This window comes from Psychrobacter okhotskensis, assembly GCF_013248965.1.
Lineage (GTDB): Bacteria > Pseudomonadota > Gammaproteobacteria > Pseudomonadales > Moraxellaceae > Psychrobacter > Psychrobacter okhotskensis.
Genome location: NZ_JABRVQ010000030.1, coordinates 1 through 24,610, shown reverse-complemented (window position 1 = coordinate 24,610; position 24,610 = coordinate 1). Strand labels below are relative to the sequence as shown.

Here is a 24,610-nt window from a genome sequence, read left to right as displayed (position 1 = left end):
GCTAAAGCCTAAAGCTCAAAATCATCAAAATCACTGTCTGATAAGTCCGAATCAATCTGACCGACCAAGTACGAGCTGATTTCGGTTTCTTGCGGTGCGACCTGTACATTGTCAGACGACAACCACGTATTGATCCAAGGAATCGGATTTGATTTTGATTTCGGGAAAGCTGATGGCAAGCCCACCGCTTCCATACGCAAGTTGGTGATGTATTCGATATATTGGCACAGAATGTCTTTATTCAGACCAATCATCGAGCCGTCTTTGAACAGATAACCTGCCCATTCTTTTTCTTGCTCAGCCGCATTGCGGAATATCTCGATGCTTTCCTCATAGCACTCTGCGGCAATTTCGACCATCTCGGGATCGTCACGACCGTTGCGCATGAGGTTTAGCATATGCTGCGTACCAGTCAAATGCAGCGCTTCATCACGAGCGATGAGTTTAATGATTTTGGCATTACCTTCCATCAGCTTACGCTCAGCAAAGGCAAACGAGCAGGCAAACGACACATAAAAGCGAATGGCTTCTAAGACGTTGACCGCCATAATGCACAGATACATTTGCTTCTTAAGTGACTTTAAGTCGACGGTGATTTCTTTACCGTTGATATTGTGCGTACCAGCACCGTACAGGCTATACAGCTGCGAATTGCGATACAGCTCGTCATAATATTGAGCGATGTCTGAAGCACGCTCTAAAATGTGCTCGTTTTGCATAATATCGTCAAACACAATACCGGGATCGTTGACGATATTACGAATGATATGGGTATAGCTGCGTGAGTGAATGGTCTCAGAGAATGACCACGTCTCAATCCATGTCTCCAGCTCAGGGATAGACACCAGCGGCAGTAGCACGACGTTTGGGCTACGACCTTGGATAGAGTCGAGTAGGGTCTGGTACTTTAGGTTACTGATAAAGATATGCTGCTCATGCGAGGACAGATTGCCGTAGTCCATACGGTCTTTTGACACATCGACTTCTTCTGGACGCCAAAAGAATGACAGCTGCTTTTCAATCAATTGCTCAAAGATGGGGTGCTTTTGTTGGTCGTAGCGGGCAACATTAACCGGCTGACCAAAAAACATCGGCTCTTTCATGGCGTCATTTGGTGTTTGGCAAAAAATTGAGTAAGTCATGGGACTGCCTTTATAAGTGATACGATTATTAATTTATATGGATTTAACTGGGTTTGGCTGAATTGTATTACAAGTTCTCTAACGATATTTGCTCTGCTGTCTGTCCATCATTCATATAGGCTTTAAATATCTCGCTGAGCTCACCATCATCCAATGCTTCGAGCTCATCGATAGCACTTTTACGCAGCGCACTCAAGCCATCATCGTCTGACACTTGCTGTATTCCTTTCTGTCCGTCTTTTTTGGTCATTCTCTTTATTGGTTTTTTCGATGCTTTTGCGGTGTCTTTCTTTGGTGTTTCTAGTGTTGATACAGCGCCTTCGCTTAATTGCTGACGAACTTCCTCGATGTCTACTTCTACTTGTACGATATGCGAGCCGCCATCGTTTAGGTCTGAAAATACGTTAGGGATAAACAAACCACCGTCTTTGATGATTGCGGTATATTGCACGTCTATGACCTCCGTCATTTTATTCTGTCTGTGTGTCGATTACGGCTGGCGTGTCGCAAGCGCGTCATATACTTTGTTATTTTCTCTTTTGCCTACTGCTAGCACGTATACAACGAGGACATCATCTTTGACGATATATACCAAACGATAGCCGATGGTGCGTAGTTTGATTTTATAGGCGTCCGTATGTCCTGAAAGTTTCGACGCAGGTACACGCGGATTTAATAAGCGCTGCTGTAATTTTTTCTTAAACTGCTGCTGAATACTGGGCGCTAACTTTTTCCATTTTTTTAATGCTAAGGGATGAAACTCAAGACTATAAGTCATCCAACGTTACCTTTATCGGTATCTGCCCATCATTTAATCGTGCGCTAACGGTTTGGCTTAATGCCATATCGTCCATCGCTTCCATCATACGCTCATACATATCTGTGGAAACCAAGTAAGCCACGGGTTTATTGTGGTTCAAAATAGCAATCGACTCACCATCTGACTGTTTAATCAAGGCAGAGGGATTGTTTTTTAGCTCTGAGATACTGGCTGTTTGTGTCGCAAATATTGGTTGCATGACCTATTCCCCATTAAAATTAAGCTCTAAATATAGGGCTAATTTTAGCACGAAAATTAGGTTTTATTTGTTATTGTATTAAATTTAAATATTTTGGGATGTAAAGCAAGATAGACTATTATTAACTTATCCTACGATCATGAATATAAGTCATCAGTTACTAGAAGTAATTGTAGCTTGTCCAAAACTGGTTTGTATGGATGCGGACACATTAGCAAACTGTTTATGAGAAATACCCTGCAAGTCTACTGCCTTGTATACTGACTCTAAATTATCAATTGAAAGTTTGTCGTCATCTTTGTATCGATCAAGAAAATGTTCAATAAAAGCTTTCATACTAGGGTTTGCGAAATTCTTTGATAACAAGTCTATTATTTCTGAAGATTTAACTTCGTTTTGATTAGCCAATAGTAAGTTATGAATCAAAACAAGTATTTTGGACGTTATTTCATCATTAGTATGCATTAAAGTAATATTTTTAAATTTCATAAACTCGAATAGCTCATCCAAATTAAATGAATTTAGCTTTATATTAGTATATAGAGCTTTAGAATGATTTTTGACCACACTTAACAAAAGTATTAAAGGTAAATTATTACCTGAATGTTCTGATAAAGAAGCTAGGTAAAACTTGGTATATAGTCTTTTAACGTCTCTAGCTGATAGATGAAGATGTTGGGTAAACCATAGTCCATACGTAAGAATATCGGACTTGTTATTCAAAGTTTCTATGTCATTTTTACCTGTGTAGTTTTCAATAAGGCTTTGCCAAAAATCTTCATAGGTAGGAATATTTAAATTAAATTCAAAATCAAAAAATCTGTCTAAATATTTTCTTCCGTCATAGCTTTCGCCATAAACACCTGAAATTGCTTTTCCAAGTTGATCTAAGTCAGTACCTAGTACAAAGATGATATTAGGTGTATTAAAGATATGTTTAATTCTTTCAAGTAGCTCAATACTAAAGCTAGGTTTGCATCTATCTAGCTCATCAATCAGGATTACCATTTTATTGTTTTTTTCTACTAGCAGCGTTAACTTCTCTTGTAATCTTTTGATTTCATCTTCTTCTTGGCTAAGATTTTCGAATATATCGCTAGCTATTTCTTCAGTCACGTTTCCGAAGAATTCAATTAAATTATCTCCCACTTTTGCTGGTAATAATGAGTTAATAACAGCTTTAGAACCATTTACCGTAATCGACTTAAGGACATTGACTGCTATTTTTTTTATTTCCCTAACATCACTTTCCTTCTCTGAAAATTTACTAACTATGTGATTTACTATCAATAAAAAAGGTTCTTTATCAAAATCTTTTTCCCAAGCATTAAAATAAGAGACCTTAATATCTCTCTGCTGTAATTCAGCTTGCAAAAACCTTAGGAAAGTTGTTTTTCCGGTTCCCCATGAGCTATCTACGGCGATAGTGCAGGGGTTAGATAGCTTTGTTATCAATTCGACAATGTTTAGCACTTCAAGTTCACGACTAAGTTTATCGTTTAAATAAATATCATCATTAGGAATATCAATACTTTGATCAGTAGGTAACTTCATTGACAACTCCATATGATCTTTATTTAACACTAGTAAGCGGATTTAACCCAAAAGCCAAACCCGCCATATATCAATAACTTAAATTTTACATGCACCGCCAGCACAATCATCTTCCATATCCGCTTGCGCATCGTTCGCACCATCACGAGTGTTATGGTAGTACAACGTCTTCACGCCAAGCTTATACGCGTTTAACAGATCTTTTAGCAATATCTTCATCGGTACACGACCGCCTTCATAGCGAACCGGATCGTAGTTAGTATTGGCAGAGATGCTTTGATCGACGAACTTTTGCATGATAGCGACGAGCTTTAAATAACCGTCATTGTTCGGCATTTGCCATAGTAGCTCGTACTGATCTTTTAGGGTAGCAATCTCAGGCACGACTTGCTTGAGGATGCCGTCCTTTGACGCTTTGATAGAGACCAGACCGCGTGGTGGCTCAATACCGTTGGTGGCGTTGGCGATCTGACTAGAAGTCTCAGACGGCATCAAGGCGGTTAGGGTAGAGTTGCGCAGACCGTGAGTGGTGATTTCAGTGCGTAGCGTTTCCCAATCGAGATGTAGCGGCTCTTGGCAGATTTTATCCAAGTCGGCTTTGTACGTATCAATCGGCAAGATACCTTGTGAGTACGTTGTCTCATTAAAGGCAGGGCACGCGCCTTGCTCTTTTGCCAATTTGTTTGACGCTTTCAAGAGATAGAATTGCAATGCTTCAAACGTTTGATGGGTCAGACCAAGCGCGCTGTCGTCAGAGTAGCGTGCGCCATTCTTAGCCAAGTAGTAGGCATAGTTGATTACGCCCACACCAAGCGTACGGCGACGCATACTGCCGTTTTGCGCAGCTTTGACTGGATAGTCTTGATAGTCGAGCAGGGCATCAAGTGCACGGACGATTAATTCTGCTGGCTCTTCGATATCGCTGACGTTTTCGACTTTACCCAAGTTGACCGCTGATAGCGTACAAAGGGCGATTTCGCCTTCTTCGTCATTGATGTTATCAAGTGGCTTGGTCGGTAGCGCGATTTCCATGCATAGGTTTGACTGACGAATCGGAGCGACCGTCGGATCAAACGGGCTATGAGTGTTGCAATGGTCGACGTTTTGGATATAGATACGACCCGTGCTGGCGCGCTCTTGCATCATTAGGCTAAACAAATCTGCCGCTGGGATTTGACGGCTACGAATGCTTGGGTCATTCTCGTACTTGGTGTATAACTCTTCGAATTTGTCTTGATCTTCAAAGAACGCATCGTACAAGCCCGGGGTATCACCCGGTGAGAATAGCGAGATATCTTGACCTTTGATGAGGCGGGTATACATCGTTTTATTTAACTGGACGCCATAATCCATATGACGGACACGGTTGTCTTCGACGCCGCGGTTGTTTTTGAGTACCAATAACGACTCAACTTCTAAATGCCATAATGGATAGAACAACGTCGCTGCACCGCCACGGACGCCGCCTTGTGAGCAGCATTTAACAGCTGTCTGAAACAGTTTATAGAATGGGATACAGCCAGTATGCTGGGCTTCACCGCCACGGATAGGGCTACCTAGGGCGCGAATACGACCAGCGTTGATGCCGATACCAGCGCGCTGCGATACATAGCGTACGATGGCGCTAGTGGTCGCGTTGATTGAATCTAGGCTATCACCACATTCGATCAGTACACACGAGCTAAACTGGCGTGATGGCGTACGCACACCTGACATGATTGGCGTCGGTAGCGAAATTTTGAACTCTGAAGTCGCATCATAGAAGCGCTTCACATAGCTCATGCGCTCAGCTCTGTCGTAATTGGCGAACAGACACATACCGACCAGCATATATAAGAACTGCGGGCTCTCATAAACGGTTTTGCTGACGCGATCTTGCACGAGGTATTTACCCGCCATTTGCTCAACAGCAGCATAAGCCAAATTCATATCGCGCCAGTGGTCGAGGTATTCTTCTAATTCATCAAATTCAGCACGGCTATAGTCGGCTAGGATATGTTGATCATATTTGCCAGCGTCAGTCAGTTTTTTGACATGGTCATATAGGTGCGGCGGAGTGAATTTATTATAAGCAATCTTACGCAGATGAAAGATGGCCAAGCGCGCGGCTAAATACTGATAGTCAGGCGTGGTTTCAGAGATAAGGTCAGCGGCAGACTTGATGATGGTCTCGTGAATATCACGAGTTTTGATACCTTCATAAAACTGAATGTGCGACTTTAGCTCAACTTGTGACACAGACACGTTGTCCAAATCGTCCGCTGCCCAGGCAATAACCTTGTGAATTTTGTCTAAATCAATAGGCTCTAAACGTCCGTCACGTTTGGTCACTTGGATTTTGTCGATATGTGTCATGCTAGCCTCTTAGATGATTGCTTATATTATTCGCTAAGCGGTTAAGTCCGCGAAACGTTTATTATTAAATTAATAATCAAACTACTAATAATCAATAGCTTAGCGGTGCTTTTTTATGGCAAAAGCATCCAGCTGCTCGAAATAATGATAAAAATCATTGAGCACTACATGTAGCGTATTTATTAGTAGGTAGGCACAATATAGCGGGAAAATTTTGAAAATACTATATTGATTTTAGTAGCAAACTATGTTGCTAAGGGGTGAAAGCGCGTCCAAATTTTGGCAAAGGACGACGGGGCAAGGGTTAGGTGCGAATGACACAAATAATAAATTTTTTGTAAAAATGGATGGTCGTTTGCTTTTTATTATTTGCTAAAGGGTCGAGTGATAGTTGTGGTCATCACCGTAATAATTCGGATGCAGATTGTACCGCAGACAACAAAAAATCGCCACCCATATGAGTGACGATTTAGACCTAAAAAGGGTTGTTTTTTTCTAAACACCCATTCCCTGTTTATACAACCAAGCGTACCGTTTTGGCATCGTCTAGTGAGGCATAAAGCGTATTTACTTGTTCAACAGTGGTTAAGTACAGATTGGCACGTACCGAATGAAAACGTCCTGTTTTTGACGGTTTGACTTCCATAGACGCCAAATCAAACTCTGGGAACTGGCTACCGAGGATGAGCTTCACTTCATTCAGCAAATTCTCATGCTCGCCTTCATGACCGATGATGCTCAGTGGGTAGTTCATTGGGAACTCCCAAAGCTCAGGATTTTGCACGTCGGTTTTTTTGCCTTTCAAAATACCGTCATTGGCGACTAACTCGGTCACTTTGACGTCTCTTTTTGGGTTGTTGTTATCGCTCATCATCGTATCCTTATCGTTATTTGAGAATGTCGCTTACATGCTGGCTATTTATAATGGCATTTGACCCATTATTCAAGGGCACTGATACGTATTGAAGCAAATTAGTAGCGCTGAAAAAGAGCACTGCTATTGTTAAAATAAGCTAGCAATACCATAAATGACTATCTTGTAGACACAAAAAAGCTGAGTCATGCTCAGCTTTTTTGATTTGATTTTAAGAATGCTTATATCGTGTTCAGCATTTTGTACCTAGATAAATTAGTCATTTTCAAGGAAAGAGCGTAGGTGCTCAGAGCGTGATGGATGACGCAATTTACGTAGGGCTTTTGCTTCAATCTGACGAATACGCTCACGCGTCACATCGAACTGCTTACCAACTTCTTCTAACGTATGATCCGTTGGCATATCGATACCGAAACGCATTTTTAGGACACGTGCTTCACGCTCAGTCAGATTACCCAATACGTCACGAGTGGCTTCACGCAGACCAGCCGCGGTTGCATCATCAACAGGACTTGAAATCGTACCATCTTCGATGAAATCGCCTAGGTGTGAGTCTTCATCATCACCGATAGGCGTCTCCATAGAGATAGGCTCTTTGGCGATTTTTAGCACTTTACGGACTTTGACTTCGTCCATCTCTAAGCGTTCGCCTAATTCCTCAGGTGTCGGCTCGCGTCCCATCTCTTGTAATAGCTGACGTGAAACACGGTTAATTTTATTAATCGTCTCAATCATATGCACAGGGATACGAATGGTACGCGCCTGATCCGCGATAGAGCGGGTAATCGCCTGACGAATCCACCAAGTGGCATAGGTCGAGAACTTATAACCACGGCGGTATTCAAATTTATCGACCGCTTTCATCAGACCGATATTACCTTCTTGGATTAAATCCAAGAACTGTAGACCACGGTTGGTATATTTCTTAGCGATAGAGATAACCAGACGCAAGTTAGCTTCGACCATCTCTTTTTTGGCGCGGCGAGCTTTGGCTTCACCGACTGCCATACGACGGGCGACGTCTTTCATATCGTGGATTTTCATGTCGAGCTGCTGCTCGTAATCACGAATTTTACGTTGTAGCAAAATCACGTCATCGGTGACTTTTTCTAGCGTACCAGCAAAAGCGGGCTTGCCTTTTAGGCGCTCAATGAGCCAATCAACGTTGGTTTCGTTACTAGGGAAGGTCTTGCGAAACTCATCACGCGGCATACGACCACGGCGAATCACCAAACGCATGATTTGACGTTCTTGCTTACGCACATCATCATACACGTCATGCATGATAGCCATGACTTGGTCTGACAAGCGATTGTTGAGCTTGAGCATCATAAAGCGTTCTGCCAATTGTGCATAGGCTTCGTCGGCTTGTGCGCTACCACGACCATAGTCGAGTAAGGCCTGTTTGGCTTTAATAAATAGGTTTTCGATCTCTTCTAGACGCAAGCGTACTTCTTCTGGATCGATGCCGCCAGTTTCTTCTTCCTCTTCCTCAGCGTCATCAATATCATCAGCGTCGTCATCATCGAGATCGTCTTTCGCATTGGCTTTTGGCTTGACGACAGGCGGGTTTTCTTTTTCTTCTTTGATGCGCTCTCTTTCTTCTTTCGCCGCTTCTTTGGCTTCTTGAGCCGCTATTTTGTCTTCTTCGGTCTCAGGATCCAAAAAGCCGGTGATCACATCAGAGAGCTTTTTGTCGCCATCTTGCACTTTTTGATATTCATCAAGGACGAACTGTACCGTACCCGGCCAGTATGACATTGCATGCTGGACGTCACGAATACCTTCTTCGATGCGCTTGGCAATGGCAATCTCGCCTTCACGGGTTAAGAGGTCAACCGTACCCATCTCACGCATATACATACGCACAGGGTCAGTGGTGCGACCAGGCTCTGTTTCAACAGAGGCCAAGACGGCCGCTGCCTCATCCGCTGCCATGTCATCATCACTTGAATCATCGTTCATCAAGATGTCATCGGCATCGGGGGCAGATTCAAAGATTTTAATGCCGACGTCGGTCAGCATTTGCACGATGTCTTCGATCTGGTCACTTTCGGTAATAGAATCGGGTAGTTGGTCATTCACCTCGGCATAGGTAAGGTACCCTTGCTCTTTACCCATTTGGATTAAGGTGGCCAGTTGAGAGGTGGACTTAGAAACTGACTTATCGTTCATAAATACTCGCTTACTTGCATCGGACATTTTTATAGGGTGACTCGCTAGCGCTCGCTCGGTGCGTTGATCTAATCAATCGATTAATCAAAATAAGGCGTAGGGACAGTCAACAATATCAAAAATGAGTGGATATGAATAAAGGCTCAAAACACTACAATAACGGAGCTAAAAAACTGTTAAAAATATATCAAAAATAATAATTGTTAAAAGTAATACTAAAAATTTGTGCTTAACGATGCACGCTTATAGTCATTTCGTAAGCCATGCTATAAATAGTTAGCGACACAGTTTAACACAGACCAGTGTAGTCAAGCACGAGGTAGTGCATGCTCTCTATCATATTTACTCATTATTTTCGATTCGTATAATGGTTTATTGTTCGTATAATGAATGATAAAGATGGCTTGAGCGATTGGCCATAATCACTAGTAGTGGGGGCAACCACCATACTTTTAAAGGGCTGCCAATTTATAAACCAAAAATAACATCAGATATTAAGACTGCACGGTGACCATCTGCGCCGATTGTTCGGCTTGCTGAGCACGTAGCCAATCGTTCAATAGCTGTGTCTGCTTACGGACAATCGCCAGCTTAATATGATCGGGGTTTTTTATCAGCTCTTGTATCTTTTTCTTCATATTGCGTTCGAGAAGCTGACTGACCAAGTTTTCAATCAGCTCATCAAGGCTCAAAATATTTCTTGTCGTTAGGGTTTTATAAAAGCCGCCCCAGTTACGACTCAGCATCTCTTGGGTAATCGGTTTGACGTTCGACAGGATAAAGTGCGCAGCGGCGTTGGCGTCCTGCGGTAAATAATTGAGGCAGCGCTTGATAGTGCTGACGATATCGAGCAGGGCATCATCTTGCAAGTCTTCCCAAGCAAGTGCACGCAAGATATCAGGCGAGGCTTTTTCCTTGATATGAGCTGGCAGGTTGATGCGGTTGATACCGGCCTGTTGCCAGATCGACTCAATAGGATCTTCAAGCAGTGCACGCGGCTGGAATAAAAAACAAAGCTGCAATTGCTGGCTGATGGTCATATCACCATCGAAATCTAGCAGCGCGTCCCTTGCTTCTTTGTTTTGGCTACGCTTACCACCTAGCTTTTGATAGATATCATTATTTAGTAGGTAACGAAAGCTACTGCCTTTGGGAAGCGCCATGGTTAGTGAACGTACCTGTGACATCAGTTTGGCTTTGCCTTCTACCAAGGTCAAATCATAGCGCTCGCTTAAGTAGGCAAAAATATACTGTGACAGCGGCATGGCATTTTTGATTTGCTCTCGCATAGCGTCACCGCCTTGACTCTTGATAAAGGTGTCAGGGTCATGATTGTTGGGCAGTGTCAAAAACCGTAGCTCTTTATCATCAGCCAGTACAGGCAGAGCAACTTCTAGCGTTCGCCAAGCCGCTTTTTGTCCTGCACTATCACCATCGAAGCTTAATGTCAGGGTAGGATTTAGCGTTAATAATCGCGAGATTTGACTCTCATTAATCGCCGTACCCATAGAGGCAATCGCGCCATAGATACCGGATTGGTAAAGGGCAATTACATCCATATAACCTTCGACCACCAGCCAACTATCCGCACGTTGCTGGCGTGATTCATAATAGCCGTACAGCACATGCTGCTTATGAAAAACGGGCGAGTCAGAGGAGTTGATATATTTGGGCTTCACGTCATCATCGAGCGCGCGACCACCAAAGCCAATGGTGCGACCTTGATTGTCACGAATCGGAAAAATCACCCGATCGCGAAGCAAGTCGTAATCGCGCCCAGATTCTGATTGGCGCACTAAACCAAGCGCTTTTAGACCTTCAATATCTTGCGGGAATTGATGCTCAAGATGCTGCCAACCGAAGGGTGCATAACCGAGACCAAAAGTCTCAAAGATATCTTCAGTAATGCCACGCGATAAGAAATAATGCTTGGCATGCGGATGGATAGTGAGGTTGTGTTGATAGAACTGCTGAATTTGTTCCAGTAAATCGTATAGATTGCCGTCTTTATCTGAGACACTATTGTCACTATGTGAGCCTGCGCCAGCATTGGTATCGGTCAACCATGCAGGTGGAGCGCCATTGTTAGTTGCATCTTGATAGTCGGCAGGATAAGAATCCATTGGATAAGGCGCTGAATCGTAAGCGTCTAGCGGTGGATAGCTGTCGTAGCTGTTTTCATAGTTATGATCGTAGCTACTATCATGATTATTATGGTCATAATAAGTGGGCTGATCTGTATAGTTTTTCTGCTGAGAATCGGTTGCTATGCTTGCTGGTAATTGGTTATCCACTGCTGGCTGAAATTTTGCAGTTTCAGCAGCGGGTGCACGCGAGGCGGGTTTTATAGCAGCTTGTTTTTTAGTACGCTGATAACTAACGTTTTGCTGTTCTTCTTTTGGGACTTCGATACCCGTTTGTTTTGACAGCTCATTGACCGCTTCGATGAACGTTAGGTTTTCATAATCACGTAAAAAACTGATGGCATTGCCACCGACACTACAACCAAAGCAGTGATAGATATTTTTTTGTGGATTGACATAAAAAGACGGTGATTTTTCACCATGAAACGGGCAACAGCCTTTAAACTCACTACCAGCACGTTTGAGCGTCGTGTGACGCCCAATAATACTGATTAAGTCAGCTTGGCTATTTAATTGTTCGAGAATATGGTTTGGGATACTCATAAGGACAAATATTTTACCACAAGGTCTACATACAATTCATAAATAGGGCTACCAATACCTAAAATAGTTTCAAATAGATGAGAAACCGTTAGTATAATTCGTTTGATTTCTCAATAAAATATCACTGTAGTCTGTTATGACTTTTAAGCCCTTTGTAAATGTATACTGGCATTTCGATTAAGCCAAGTTACTGATAATTTGTCATTAAACTCGGTGAAATATTGTTACGGAATTGTGTTAGTGTATTCGTTTGAATGCTTCCTCACTGCAATGAAGATTCATTTTAATAGGGAAGTTATTAAGAAAACGGTATGAGTTCAATGAGCCATGGAGTGCGCGTACTTCACGAAGGTTTGCGTAAAAAAGCCATGTCTATTAATTCTGCTGGAGGTAGAGAGCAGTCAAATAATCGGCTCCGCTGACGAACGAGAGCTACACCATATCACTCTAGGTAAACATCTGGACGACAGCTGAGGTGGCAATAGTCGCACCCAAATAGCCATGAAAACACCAACCGTAATAGGATTTTATTATGAACGTCCGTAAAGCCACAGTAGCAGCAGGAATGGTCACAACCTACCTGATGCTGACAGCGTGTACAACAATGCAATCTGCGCCGCAAGCAGTACAATCCACGCCGGAAAAAGCCAAAAACGTCATTATGATCATTGGCGACGGTATGGGGCCACAACAAGTTGGTCTACTATTGGCGTACGCCAAGCAAGCGCCAAACTCGGTAATCACCGACGGCACAACAGCCTTTGACCGGATCGCTGCTAACGGCCGTATGGGTATTTCTATGACCCACGCCAACAACAACCTAGTGGTCGATTCTGCCGCTTCCGCTACACAACTGGCAACCGGTAAGCTAGCTGGTGCTGAGATGGTTGGCACGGATAAAGACGGTAACAGCGCAGAAAGTATACTGGAAAAGGCCAAAAAACTAGGCAAATCCACCGGGCTGGTGTCCGATACCCGCATTACTCATGCAACCCCAGCTGGCTTTGCCGCGCACCAGAGCCATCGCAGCTTAGAAAATGAAATTGCTGAAGACCTGCTGAACAATAACGTAGATGTCATGTTGTCCGGTGGTCTGCGTTACTGGATTCCTGAGTCCGTCAATGATGAGCAATCAGCTGTCCGCCAAGAATTGGAAGTGCTGTCCGAAGGTAGCGTCGTTATTAAATCCAAGCGTAAAGACAACCGAAACTTGATCGCTGAAGCACAGCAGAAGAACTATGATTTAGCGTTCAACCGCTCACAGATGGAAAAGGCCGACGGTAAAATACTTGGCTTATTTGCTTATTCATCGTTGCCAAACGGTATTACCGAGCACCAAACTAAGAATGACCCCGCCCGCACCATACCAACGCTAAAAGAAATGTCAGAAAAAGCGATTAATTCGTTGTCCAAAAACGACGAAGGATTTTTCCTGATGATTGAAGCTGGGCAAATAGATTGGGCAGGGCACTACAACGACACTGGCACTATGCTGCACGAAATGCTGCGGTTGAACGAAACACTTAATTATGTATTGGATTGGGCAGAAGGCCGTGACGATACCCTGATTGTGGTAACCGCTGATCACGAGACAGGTGGCTTTGGCTTCAGCTATTCTGCTAATGATCTACCCCACGGACGTGACCTACCAGGCAACGTTTTCAAAGAGCAACAGTTCCAACCGCTCTTCAACTTCGGCGACGTAGCGACCCTCGATACACTCTACGAGCAAAAATCCTCCTACGGCGACATATTTTACAGCCAGTTCGATGCACTAGAAGCAGACCAGCAAACACCTGCCAGCTTAGCTCGCATTGTAAATTCTGAAACTGGCTTTGACATTACAGAAGCTCAAGCTGCGCGCGTACTCGCAACCGAGGACAATCCTCTTTACACCGAAGGCCATCCTTATCTAAGCACCAAAACCGTTCCAAAAATGGACGTTAACGGTGCCTTTTTCGCTTACCAAACTGACGACAATCGTCAAAACCTGCTGGCTCGCGAAGTGGCTGAACAGCAAAACGTAGTCTGGGCCACCGGCACCCATACCAATACACCGGTACTGGTATTTACCCAAGGCCCGGGAGATACTACCGTACCCTTTGGCAAAGTACTGCATCACACAGAAGTAGGTCAACACGCTATGGAAGCACTAGAAGACTAATACATTAATACCTGCCTAAATATTTGACTGGCCCTCGATAATTATCGGGGGCCGGTCTACTTTTAAAAGGCAATGGCGTTAAATAATGAGGGGCTTAATTCTGCTACGTTTATGGTGAGTTGTTAGAAAAGGGTGGTTTGCGAAGGCATAAGCAGTTTTCCCTTAACTGCAAACTCGGGTGTGTTACAGTAGCATTGATACTAATGATGAACAATTATCGATATTAAAAACATAAAATCTATAAAGATATTGTTCAGTATCAGTATGAACAAAAAAAGGCCAACTATCAGTTGGCCTTTTTAAATAACTACAGATTAGCTATATCACTTCAGTGTAAGGCTATGAACGCTAACTATTCAGCTTCTTCTATGACTATATCATTGTCCATTGGTGTTAGACGAATACTATCGCTATTATTCTCATCAGATAGCGTGGTACGGCGCGTTGGGTTGATGTTCTGCGGATCAACATTCGCTTCTCTAGCGGTAGAGCCAGTGCTGGCTTGGTTGGTAACGCGTTCAGAGGACGCCTCAGGCAGACCTAAGCCGACATTGATACCACCAATACGGTTCGTTGGAGAGGTATTTAGTGGTGCATTAGCGTTAGCAGCATTGGCGTTAGTTGCATTGTCATTTGGCAATCGCAACTGATTGGCGTTACGAACGACTTGGGTTTTGGTTGCGCCAGTGTAGTTACCTTGAGAGACTGAGCTGTCTTTGATACCCGAACGGCCAAGCTTACCAAAGGTCAGCTTGTTAAACCAAGTGCGGTCACGCTTGGTATTGAGCTTGACGCGTCCATCACTGGTTAGCCAATTTGGATAGTTGATTTGTAATAGGGTTTTGTACTCTTTGGCCAAGTCGGTTAGCCCTAGCTTTTCATGGCTGTAGGCGAGAATGGCGATGGCTTCGGGTACAGACTCGCTCAGTGGATAGTATTGAAAGACCCATTTGGCACGGTTGACAGCCGCGACATAAGCTTCACGCTCAATATACCAACTGGCCGCACTCAGCTCACTTTCAGCAAACTGATTGTAAATAAAGGTCATACGCTGTGCAGCATCTGGCGTATAAGGGCTATTGGGGTACTTATTAATAAGCTCTTGAAAGTTGGCAAAGGCGATACGCAGATAGGCAGTATCACGCTCAGCTTGATTCAGCTTAAACAATTTAAGGCCTTCAGATGAGCCCTGCATATTGGCCACACCGCGCACGTAATAGGCGTAGCTGACTTGCGGATTAGAAGGGTAGAGACCAATAAACTGATCAGCGCTGGCTGCTGCCAACTCAAACTTACCGCTTTCATACTGGGCATACATCATATCGAGCAGCGCTTGTTCAGCATACTGTCCGGTAGGATAAAAAGTACGCAGATTGGTCAAGTCTTCAATCGCTTGGGTATAACGAGCTTTGTCAATCTGAGCGATGGCATCGTTATAGTAGCCTTGCTCTGACTTCTCGGCGGTTTCGACTGCATCGACGTTTTTATTGGTCAGGTTCTTAAAAGTCTGACAACCCACCAAGTTGACACTTAGCGCAAGCAGGGTGATTGAGGACAGTTTGATAAACGTATTGCCAACAGCGTGCATACTTCTTCTCCGACACAAGACGCATAATAGCAGCGGCGCTATCATGCTATATATAAGGTTAATAATAAAAACGATGCGTAACGCACCAGTTAACGGTTTATTATTGAGTATGCTAATAGGTAAGCCGACTCGTAATCAACATAATTTTTATCAAATACAGTTTTTGCAATGGCTTATTTAATAGTACCAGTTTAAAAGTACATTTTTAAAAATACCGTGCCATAGCATACAGCAAAATAGAGCTTACTTTATAGAATAACCGCGGCTTCGTCTATTTTTTCGTTATCTATTTTGCCGTTCATCTATCTAGAGCGCTTTGAATGGCAGAAGGTCTTCCGTATTTATCTTAGTGTATTCAAGGCCCTACCAGCGGATATATCCTGAACATCTCTGTCTATTACGTTTCAGCTTTGCAGTTTAGCATGAGCCGTCGCAACGAGCGATATCGAATGGTGCTGACATCGACAAATATACAGTAAATTACAGCAACGTCATATTTTAGAGAGTTAATTGTCGATGATTTAGCGATCAAATGATAGGGATAAAATGACAGATAACGCGCAGCTTCTATAGGGCTTGAGCACTTGGCATGCTACACTATGGCACTACTGCCGCTGATTTTTTGACCAAGATAGGTTTTGATGGTCAATGCGAGGCGTTGTTTTTGTTATAGCGCACTATATTTGCCTATAAATTTTTCTTATAAAGTGGTTTATTATAAGTGCTTTATTACTATAAGAAGTGCATTGCTATAACTACTTTATAAAATCATGTCAGGCATTTTTATGTCTAAATCTGTTATGAATAATAATACTATGACCACCCATTTACCATCGAATCAATCGCTAGATACTGATTTATCAGCGCAAGAGCCTTCCATGTCAAATAAAGTTTTAAAAAATAACGAATCATCAGATGCTAAGCCGCTAGAAACTGATGACCGCATAAACGCAGAGACGGTATCCGATGATTTCATCGCAGACGATACCCTGTCACAAGCGTCAGAAGGTACTGTTTCAGAAGGCAGTGTCTCAAAAGATAGTGATAGACTCGATGACGAGATGATTGAGGACTATGAAACGGATGAGGCTGACGAAGGTATTGATGACAGTGACGACGATGATGATGCTGATTATGAAGCGTCGACTGCAGGGCAAGCGGTACCCGTCGTTATCGATGTAACCTATGCCGTCACCGAAGAACAAGCAGGTCTCCGTATCGATAAATTGGCATCACTGGTGTTTACCGACTTTTCGCGTGCGCAGTTGCAAGGCTGGATCAGCGACGGCAGCTTACTCTATAACGATAGCGTGCAAAAGCCCAAGATTCGGGTCAAAGCGGGCGATGTGATACATCTGTCAACGACGCTGCAGCCGCATGGGGAAGATCAACCAGAAGATATCGATATCGATGTGGTCTATGAAGACGATGATGTCTTGGTGATTAATAAGCCCGTCGGTATGGTGGTTCATCCTGGTGCTGGCAATCAGACAGGTACTTTGGTCAATGCGTTGCTGTATCACTATCCGCAGCAGCACCATCTTCCGCGTGCCGGTCTGGTGCATCGTATTGACAAAGACACTTCTGGATTGTTGCTTATTGGCAAGACCAAACCTGCGCAATTGGCATTGATGGAGCAACTGAAAGACAAGTCTGTCTATCGTCATTACCAGTGTGTCGTCGCTGGCGATGCGGCAAGTCTGCTGCGTCATCGTCGTATTGATGCGCCCATTGGTCGCCATCGCAATCAGCGTACCAAAATGACGGTCATGACTGCTGGTCGCGAAGCGGTCACGCATTTGTTAAATGTGACGGCTCTTAATGACAATTACTGTCTGCTAGATGTGGGTCTTGAGACGGGTCGCACCCACCAGATTCGCGTGCATTTGAGTCATATTACCTATCCGATCGTCGGCGATCGCGTCTATGGTGGTCGTCGTCAACTGCGGGCAGGTCTCACAGAGGCGCAGCGTCAAGCGATTACTAACTTCCCAAGACAGGCATTGCATGCTTATACTTTGGGTTTTGTTCATCCAACGACGGGCGAAGATATCGAAGTCACTACGCCAATCCCTGAAGACATGCAGCAGTTGATGGCTGTGTTAGGTGATGGTTACGATCCTGAATAAATGCTTTTGACTAATTGGCCTTAAGTACGTATTTCTGTGACGAGAGAGATGGTAGAGACGCCATGAAAAGTAAGCTTCCTATGACATTGCTAGCACAACTAGACGATGTGGCGGTTTTTCAGACCGCCGCACTTGCCAATGGTAATAAATGTGCAGCTGATACAAACAGTCAGCAAATGCATGAGCTAGGGCAGGCGAGCTATGGCGCGCTTAATTTGGGCTTGCATGTAAACGATGATGCGGCAAAGGTTTTAGACAATCGCATGCGTCTCTTGACGGCGATTAATGAGAAATTGAACAGCTTGCCATCAACGAGTGCGCAAAATGCTCCTATCAAAAGATTGCATTGGGTCAATCAAGTACATGGCAATGATATTCATCATATCGACGCCACTGCCTTAAGTATGCAACCGCTAGCGGCTGATGCTATACTGAGTCAGCAGCAGGGTGTTGGTTTAGCGATAATGACTGCCGACTGCGTGCCTATTGTTTTATATCAACCTGCAAGTGGTAAAATTGCCGCCATTCACGCAGGTTGGCAAGGGCTGGCTTGTGGCGTCATCCAAGCAACTGCTGAGCGCTTTACCGACTCAGGGCAAATTATGGCATGGATTGGCGTCTGTATTAGCCAGCAGAATTATGAAGTGGGTAGTCAAGTCCGCGATAAGCTACTGGCAGGTTGCGTAGACAGTCAGTTATTAACGTCAGCAAATATCGAGCGCTTCGATGCGCGCTACGTGATGGATTCTGCAAACCAAACCGGTGATGATAGCCATACTGATACTAGTAAAAATTCGGATGTTAATCCTCAGTGCTTACATAAGACCGTTGATAAACTCGCAAATTATGCCAAAGTAAATGCGGATAACATCAAGCTAAACTTACCAAGACTTGCCGCTGACCAATTAACTGCTGCTGGTATGACGTTATGTAATGAGTCTGCTATAGGCTGTAGTTACGGCGATGACCGTTATTACTCTTATCGGCGTCAGACGCATTTGCAGCAACCAGCGACGGGACGGATGGCGCTAGTGATTGTGCGCCGTGCTTCCACCCAGTCAGATACTGAGTCAGATACTGAGTTGGTATGAATTTGCTAGTCGCTGATCAATACTAAGTACGCTTGAGCCATTTTATTTCTATTTAATTATTTATAGCCATTATTAGAGTTTGTATGAATACATCTGCCACAGCATCTTCAACCTCCATAGCGACTGATGACGCAACGAGCGTATCGATTGCCGTCATTTATCATAGCAATTATGGTCATACCAAGCGTGTGGCCGAAGCGATCGTTATGGGTGCGCGCCAACAATTACCAGAAGCGCAGGCAAGAGCCGTCGATGTTCATGATGTCGACTGGGATTTTTTGGATCAGGCAGATCTGCTGGTTTTTGGTAGTGCCGTCTATATGGGTAGCGTGACTGCTGGATTTAAAACCTTTATGGATGAGACCTCACAGCGTTGGTACCATCGCAAATGGGAAGGTAAGTGGGCCGCAGGTTTTGCCAATTCGGGCGGTCTTAGCGGTGATAAATTGGCCGTCTTACAACAGATCTGTTTGTATACCATGCAGCACGGCATGAATTGGATCGGTTTACCCTTGATGCCGACAGGTCATGAATCGCATGATTTAAATCGTCTGTCGAGCTTTTTGGGGCTCATGACGCAATCCCTTGACGGCCCTCCTGAGGAAACCCCTGGTAAAGGTGATATCGATACGGCTATCTGGTTTGGTGATCATTTAGCCAAGACCATTATCAAGCATCGACCAGTCATTGCAGTTGGCTAAAGTCAGATTGCCTTTATTAGCATAAATAAGGATTAATTGTCGTAACTGAGACTTGCAATATAATCAGAAATTAACGGCACTATTTCCTCTTTGGACTGCAAATTTATCTCCTTTTTATCACCATTATTAAAATCATGACACGCCCTAATAAATAAAAAAGCAGACATCAATTTGATAGCTGCTTTTTTTATTGCCATTAGTAAAATTATTTACTAAGGTTTTTAGCGGGTAATGGTTTGACAGGAATGGGGTTTTCGACAAATTGAAAAGATTGGCATGCGCTTAATAGTAGCGCTGCCGAGAGTATGTAGGTCATGACAAAGGATTTCATAATGGTATCTCAGGACACAATTGCCAGCATTAAAAACAGCGTTCATCATAAACAAATTACCGCATTATGCAACGGCTAACCTCATATATACCTCAGTATAATGTGAAGCGTAGACATAGTATGGTTTCTGCACTATGTATCTATTATGTACGCTCGAAATTAAAAATAACAGTCAAAAAATAGAATTATTGAGTTTTATTACTAAAATTTCGTCATTATAAAAAACAGATAAAGCAGTTGATATTTATTAGTAATTGTTTTTAAAAGGAATTTTTTATCGTTGTTAATAATAATATGAATATATGGTTTGAATAATAAAACCCAACCTCTAATGATAAAATCTTTTATTTTTGTAAAAAAATAGGGTGGTTAAGTTACTATTTAAGCAATAACAGCAAAATAGTTTTACATTAGTGGTGAAGGCAGACATTCTACGGTAACTAATCTTCATAGATGCCTCATAGGCAAAGACTTAGATATTGCCAAACAATGAATGGATACTGCTAAATAATAGATATTATGTGCTAAAAATAATTAAAACACCCTAGATGCCAGCTATATGAGGATATTATGAAGCCACTCTCTGTGATGTTATCAATGCTAGCCATTGGTATCACCTCCAGCGCCGTCATGGCTGAAGGTGTCAACCTTCCTAATGCGAGCTTGCCCAACGCAAGCCTACCTAATGTCAGCCCCGCCAATAGTGAGCTTGTCAATCGCGGTGCTTATATTGCTCGCGCTGCTGACTGTATGGCCTGTCACGGCGAGGACTATACCGGCGGGACGGCAATCGAGACCCCCATGGGAGAGATCTATTCCACCAATATCACCCCATCCAAACGTTACGGTATCGGCGACTATACCGAAGCGGACTTAAAGAATGCGCTGCAAAAAGGTCGTGCGCCTGACCATATGCTTTATCCTGCCATGCCATATCCTTCTTACAGCGGCATGAAAGAGGAAGACATCAGTGCGCTGTTTGCTTATTTACAGACGGTACCAGCGGTTGACGAAGCCCCCGAAGAAAAAACGGATCTGCCATTTCCTTTTAATATTCGCAGCTTAATGTTGGGTTGGAACTTTCTCAACGTACCGTCTACTGAAAAGCGCGACGGACTGAACGAGACCCAAAAACGCGGTGAATATCTGGTCAATAATCTAGAGCACTGTGGCACTTGCCATACCCCACGTAATAGTACGATGGGTTTTGATAAGAGTATGTACCTATCTGGTGCTCAGCTCGGCAACTGGCATGCGCCAAATATTACCCCAGATGAGTCAAGCGGTATCGGTAGCTGGAGTGAGCAAGATATCGTCACTTATCTGCGTACAGGCGAGCTTGATCAACGTGCATACGCTGGTGGCCCCATGGGTGAAGCGGTCGCCCACAGTACCCGCTACTTAAAAAATGAAGACTTAAGCGCCATTGCGTCTTATCTAAAAGCCGTACCTGCTGTCCAAACCGAAGATACAGTGTCTGCAGTAGATGTATCGCGCCTACCAACGCCAATAAACGAATCTATCACGCATGACTTGTTGGCGCAAAAAGAGTATTTAGCCCAAGCGAAAGCAGAGGTAAGTAACGGCAATAATTCGCCAAAAGCGTTATATTTAGCTGCTTGTGGTAGCTGTCATGGTGTTAACGGCTATGCTCAGCCTGATGCTCGCTATGCGCCTATCGTTGGTCTGAGTAGTGTCCGCCGTGATAAGCCCGATGCGCTGGTTAATATGATTTTGCATGGGGTGGAGAGTGCGACCAATACCTCGCCTATCATGCCAGGATTTTCAGACGAGTTAAATAGTGAGCAAATCGCTGGTATCACCAACTACGTACGGGTGAATTTTGGAGGTCTTGCCAGCAGTGATGTGAGCGCCGGCGATGTTGATCGTATCGCAAATACTAGTGTTGATAAGCCTTTTTTGATTAAGTACGCAGGCTTACTAGCGATAATAGGTATTATCGTCGCGATTGCTATTATCGCGTTTATCATTCGCGCTATCTTCCGCTCCAGACGCCGCGCTTAGTTTGACTATCTCTAAATAAATGGTCGAACCAAAAATATAAAGGCGTATTAGACGCTGATTACAGGACGAAAATTAAGGCTAAAACGGTAGTGCACTAAGGCTTGGCAAGAAGACAAAGGTTCGATATAAACTGAACCGATAATAAAAGCAAAATGCCAGACATGATTGTCTACCGTTATACACGACGTCTACTTTAAGGACATTATTATGAAAGATATGCTTCAATCACCAACGCGGCGCCAGCTGCTCTCGATGATCGGTAAAACAGCGGGTGCAACCGCGATGTATCAAGCGATGACGACCCTTGGGTTTGCTTCTGAATCGAGCTTTAAAGAAACCATGGATCTTAAGGGTGCACCTGCAGGCGCTAGTATTGTCATTCTTGGTGCCGGTCTTGGTGGGTTAACTGCGGCGTATGAGCTACGCAAAGCGGGCTACGATGTCAAAGTACTTGAGTTCCAAAACCGTGGTGGTGGTCGTAGCTGGACACTCAACAGCGGGGACAAATATACTGAGCTGGGTGGCGAAGAAGTGACCTGTGATTTTGAAGAGGGTAATTATTTTAATGGTGGACCGTGGCGTCTGCCCAGTCATCACTATGCTGTCTTTCATTATTGCAAACAGTTCGGCGTCGAGATGCAGCCCTTTATTCAAACCAATGATCGTGCCTATCTGCACCGTACCACTCATTTTGATGGTGTCCCACAGCGTTTGGGTGATGTAAAAAATGATATTCAAGGCCATGTGGCTGAGCTGTTGTCAAAGTCAGTTAACGTTGGTGGTCTTGATCGCTCGGTTAATACTGAGGATAAAGAAAAGCTGCTTGAAGGCTTAAAAGGTTGGGGTGTGCTCGATAAAGATTATCGTTATCGCGCCAGTAATGAGACCAGTAAGCATCGCGGTTTTAGTGTCTTTCCCGGTGGTGGCTTGATGCCTGATGCAAAACCGTCAAAGCCTTTGCCTATCAGTGAAATCTTAGATTCAGGCATGTGGGCGGATATTTATGGCAATCATATGACCTATGGTCACCAACCAACCATGTTTCAGCCAGTAGGCGGCATGGGCAAAATCGGTGATGCCTTTACCCGCGAATGTCGCGATATGATTGAGTTTAACGCAAAAGTAACCAAAATTCATCAAGATGAAAGCGGTGTAACTGTCGATTATGTCGATAGCAACAGCCCAGACGGGGCAACCAAAACCATACGTGCCGATTGGTGCGTGTGTAATATCCCGCTAACGGTGCTGACGCAAATGGATATTAACGTCTCAAAACCGATGAAAGAAGCCATGGCGGCAGTACCTTATGAGACTTCTTATAAAGTTGGCTTAGAGTTTAATCGCCGCTTTTGGGAAGAAGACGAGTGGATATTTGGTGGATTGACCTATACCGATATGCCCATTGCACAGATTGCCTATCCTTCACAGAATATGTTTAAAGATGGTACTGGAGTGCTACTAGGAGCCTATGGTTACGGCCCGACATCTTATAAGTTTAATACTTTGACGCCGCAAGAACGTATCAATGTCGCGCTCGCTTACGGTAAGTATATTCATCCCCAGTATACAAAAGAGTTCCGCGCCGGTACGTCAGTAGTATGGCATCGTATCCCGTGGACGCTCGGTTGTTATGGAATTTGGAATGAATCAACTCGTCGTCAGCATTACGACACTTTGTGCAGCATTGATAACCGTATTGTACTGACGGGCGAGCATTGTTCACATATTCCAGCGTGGCAAGAGGGCGCTATTTTATCTGGTATGGATGCCGCAAAGCGCCTACATCAAAAAGCAAAAATGCTCGGTTAAATATTTGGTTAATATGGATAACTATAAAAATTCAGAGGCTATCATGGACAATGCAATCGTGAAGAAGGCAATCTTGAAGAAAAAAGTCATGAAAAACATGACACCCAAACTGCTGACTGTGATGTTGCTGAGTGTGATGAGCAGTGCAGCACTGTTAGGTTGTAGTCAACAGTCAGATGATGTAGAGACAGTGGCTAGCGAACAAGAGAAAGAAGGTATCACAACGGATGACTATCAGGCGAGCCGTAATACGGGCGCTTGGGGCGGCGTCTATATGAGTCGTGAAGAGCTTACAGCACCTCCTATCAATATCGTCGATAACAGCTCACTGCCCACTATGGACAATGATCCAAGTATTGCTAAGTGGGACGCAAAGTTTGAAGGAACCAATGGCTTTGTGACAACAGATGGTGCCAAGCTGTATCATGACTCTTGTGCGGCGTGTCATATGCATAAAGGCGAGGGCGCTTACGGTGCAGGTTATTATCCGCCACTGGCTAATAACAGCAAAATGCAATCGAAGTACTACATCATTGATATCTTGATTAATGGCTTCCGCGGTATGCCCTCATTCCATGGAATGATGAATAATGAGCAGATAGCTGCAGTGACTCAATATGTGGTCAGCGATTTGAATGGCTTTACCGATACCGTCACTGCCGAGGATGTGGCAGAGCTGCGGCATGCCAATCCACCAGCTGGGGACCCAAGTGATGATTAACACAGTTTAATCTTTTAGCCAGTAATTTTCAGTGAAGCTGTTAGGATCTGTTGAATATTCACCAGAAGGCAGCAGTGCCACGGTCGAATGTTTAGCAGACCTTAATATAGAAATTACTCAGCTATTTTTAGCAAACTTAGATTAACACACCAAGTGCAACGCTAATTAATATTATAGAACGCCTGCATAGGCGTTTTAAACCCTAAGCGTTTTCTTGGTCTGTTATTTAGTTTGTTCTCAATGTC

17 protein-coding genes are annotated in these 24,610 nt (G+C 43.9%); 7 read left to right on the top strand and 10 right to left on the bottom strand.

Annotated features, from left to right (window positions below):
• Window positions 1–8: 8 nt before the first annotated feature.
• The 9 genes from nrdB to HQR03_RS12605 all read right to left on the bottom strand — a co-directional run bounded on the left by nrdB (window position 9) and on the right by HQR03_RS12605 (window position 11,806).
• Window positions 9–1,142 (bottom strand): class Ia ribonucleoside-diphosphate reductase subunit beta, encoded by a 1,134-nt coding sequence (gene nrdB / locus HQR03_RS12645; RefSeq protein ID WP_173240382.1) that lies wholly within the window; start codon window positions 1,140–1,142, stop codon window positions 9–11.
• Window positions 1,143–1,209: 67 nt separating this feature from the next.
• Window positions 1,210–1,593, bottom strand: coding sequence for a hypothetical protein (locus HQR03_RS12640; protein WP_173240381.1), 384 nt, complete (start codon window positions 1,591–1,593; stop codon window positions 1,210–1,212).
• Window positions 1,594–1,632: 39 nt separating this feature from the next.
• The gene (locus tag HQR03_RS12635; protein WP_173240380.1) at window positions 1,633–1,920 is read right to left on the bottom strand and encodes a type II toxin-antitoxin system RelE family toxin; all 288 of its coding nucleotides are present in this window, start codon (window positions 1,918–1,920) and stop codon (window positions 1,633–1,635) included.
• Window positions 1,910–2,161 (bottom strand): type II toxin-antitoxin system Phd/YefM family antitoxin, encoded by a 252-nt coding sequence (locus tag HQR03_RS12630; protein ID WP_160020840.1) that lies wholly within the window; start codon window positions 2,159–2,161, stop codon window positions 1,910–1,912. The genes HQR03_RS12635 and HQR03_RS12630 overlap by 11 nt, the downstream gene beginning before the upstream one ends.
• A gap of 153 nt (window positions 2,162–2,314) precedes the next feature.
• Entirely contained in the window at window positions 2,315–3,715 is a 1,401-nt protein-coding gene (locus tag HQR03_RS12625) for a KAP family P-loop NTPase fold protein (RefSeq protein WP_173240379.1), read from the bottom strand.
• Between the two features lie 78 nt (window positions 3,716–3,793).
• On the bottom strand, window positions 3,794–6,070 hold the full coding sequence (nrdA, locus tag HQR03_RS12620; protein WP_173240378.1) for a class 1a ribonucleoside-diphosphate reductase subunit alpha: 2,277 nt from the start codon (window positions 6,068–6,070) through the stop codon (window positions 3,794–3,796).
• Between the two features lie 514 nt (window positions 6,071–6,584).
• On the bottom strand, window positions 6,585–6,941 hold the full coding sequence (locus HQR03_RS12615) for a YbeD family protein (protein WP_025653284.1): 357 nt from the start codon (window positions 6,939–6,941) through the stop codon (window positions 6,585–6,587).
• A gap of 258 nt (window positions 6,942–7,199) precedes the next feature.
• Window positions 7,200–9,119 carry an RNA polymerase sigma factor RpoD gene (gene rpoD / locus HQR03_RS12610; protein ID WP_173240377.1) on the bottom strand — a complete coding sequence of 640 codons (1,920 nt, stop codon included), beginning with the start codon at window positions 9,117–9,119 and terminating at the stop codon, window positions 7,200–7,202.
• Between the two features lie 494 nt (window positions 9,120–9,613).
• Entirely contained in the window at window positions 9,614–11,806 is a 2,193-nt protein-coding gene (locus HQR03_RS12605; RefSeq protein ID WP_173240376.1) for a DNA primase, read from the bottom strand.
• A 565-nt stretch (window positions 11,807–12,371) separates the two neighbouring features.
• Between HQR03_RS12605 and HQR03_RS12600 the strand changes: the two genes are divergently transcribed.
• Window positions 12,372–13,970, top strand: a complete 1,599-nt coding sequence (locus HQR03_RS12600) for an alkaline phosphatase (protein WP_201583576.1) — start codon at window positions 12,372–12,374, stop codon at window positions 13,968–13,970.
• A 352-nt stretch (window positions 13,971–14,322) separates the two neighbouring features.
• Here HQR03_RS12600 and HQR03_RS12595 read toward each other — a convergent pair whose 3' ends face one another.
• Window positions 14,323–15,558 (bottom strand): outer membrane protein assembly factor BamD, encoded by a 1,236-nt coding sequence (locus tag HQR03_RS12595; RefSeq protein ID WP_244952034.1) that lies wholly within the window; start codon window positions 15,556–15,558, stop codon window positions 14,323–14,325.
• 1,061 nt (window positions 15,559–16,619) lie between these two features.
• Between HQR03_RS12595 and HQR03_RS12590 the strand changes: the two genes are divergently transcribed.
• The 6 genes from HQR03_RS12590 (at window position 16,620) to HQR03_RS12565 (ending at window position 24,365) form a co-directional block, all read left to right on the top strand.
• The gene (locus HQR03_RS12590; protein WP_037025133.1) at window positions 16,620–17,687 is read left to right on the top strand and encodes an RluA family pseudouridine synthase; all 1,068 of its coding nucleotides are present in this window, start codon (window positions 16,620–16,622) and stop codon (window positions 17,685–17,687) included.
• Window positions 17,688–17,749: 62 nt separating this feature from the next.
• A complete protein-coding gene (locus tag HQR03_RS12585) occupies window positions 17,750–18,778 on the top strand; it encodes a purine nucleoside phosphorylase YfiH/LACC1 family protein (RefSeq protein WP_173240375.1) in 1,029 nt (342 codons plus the stop codon).
• An 83-nt stretch (window positions 18,779–18,861) separates the two neighbouring features.
• Window positions 18,862–19,479, top strand: a complete 618-nt coding sequence (locus tag HQR03_RS12580; protein WP_101210993.1) for a flavodoxin family protein — start codon at window positions 18,862–18,864, stop codon at window positions 19,477–19,479.
• Between the two features lie 901 nt (window positions 19,480–20,380).
• Window positions 20,381–21,835 carry a cytochrome c gene (locus HQR03_RS12575; RefSeq protein WP_173240374.1) on the top strand — a complete coding sequence of 485 codons (1,455 nt, stop codon included), beginning with the start codon at window positions 20,381–20,383 and terminating at the stop codon, window positions 21,833–21,835.
• A gap of 207 nt (window positions 21,836–22,042) precedes the next feature.
• Window positions 22,043–23,644 carry a flavin monoamine oxidase family protein gene (locus HQR03_RS12570; protein WP_173240373.1) on the top strand — a complete coding sequence of 534 codons (1,602 nt, stop codon included), beginning with the start codon at window positions 22,043–22,045 and terminating at the stop codon, window positions 23,642–23,644.
• Between the two features lie 88 nt (window positions 23,645–23,732).
• The gene (locus HQR03_RS12565; protein WP_173240384.1) at window positions 23,733–24,365 is read left to right on the top strand and encodes a c-type cytochrome; all 633 of its coding nucleotides are present in this window, start codon (window positions 23,733–23,735) and stop codon (window positions 24,363–24,365) included.
• The last annotated feature ends 245 nt before the right edge of the window (window positions 24,366–24,610 follow it).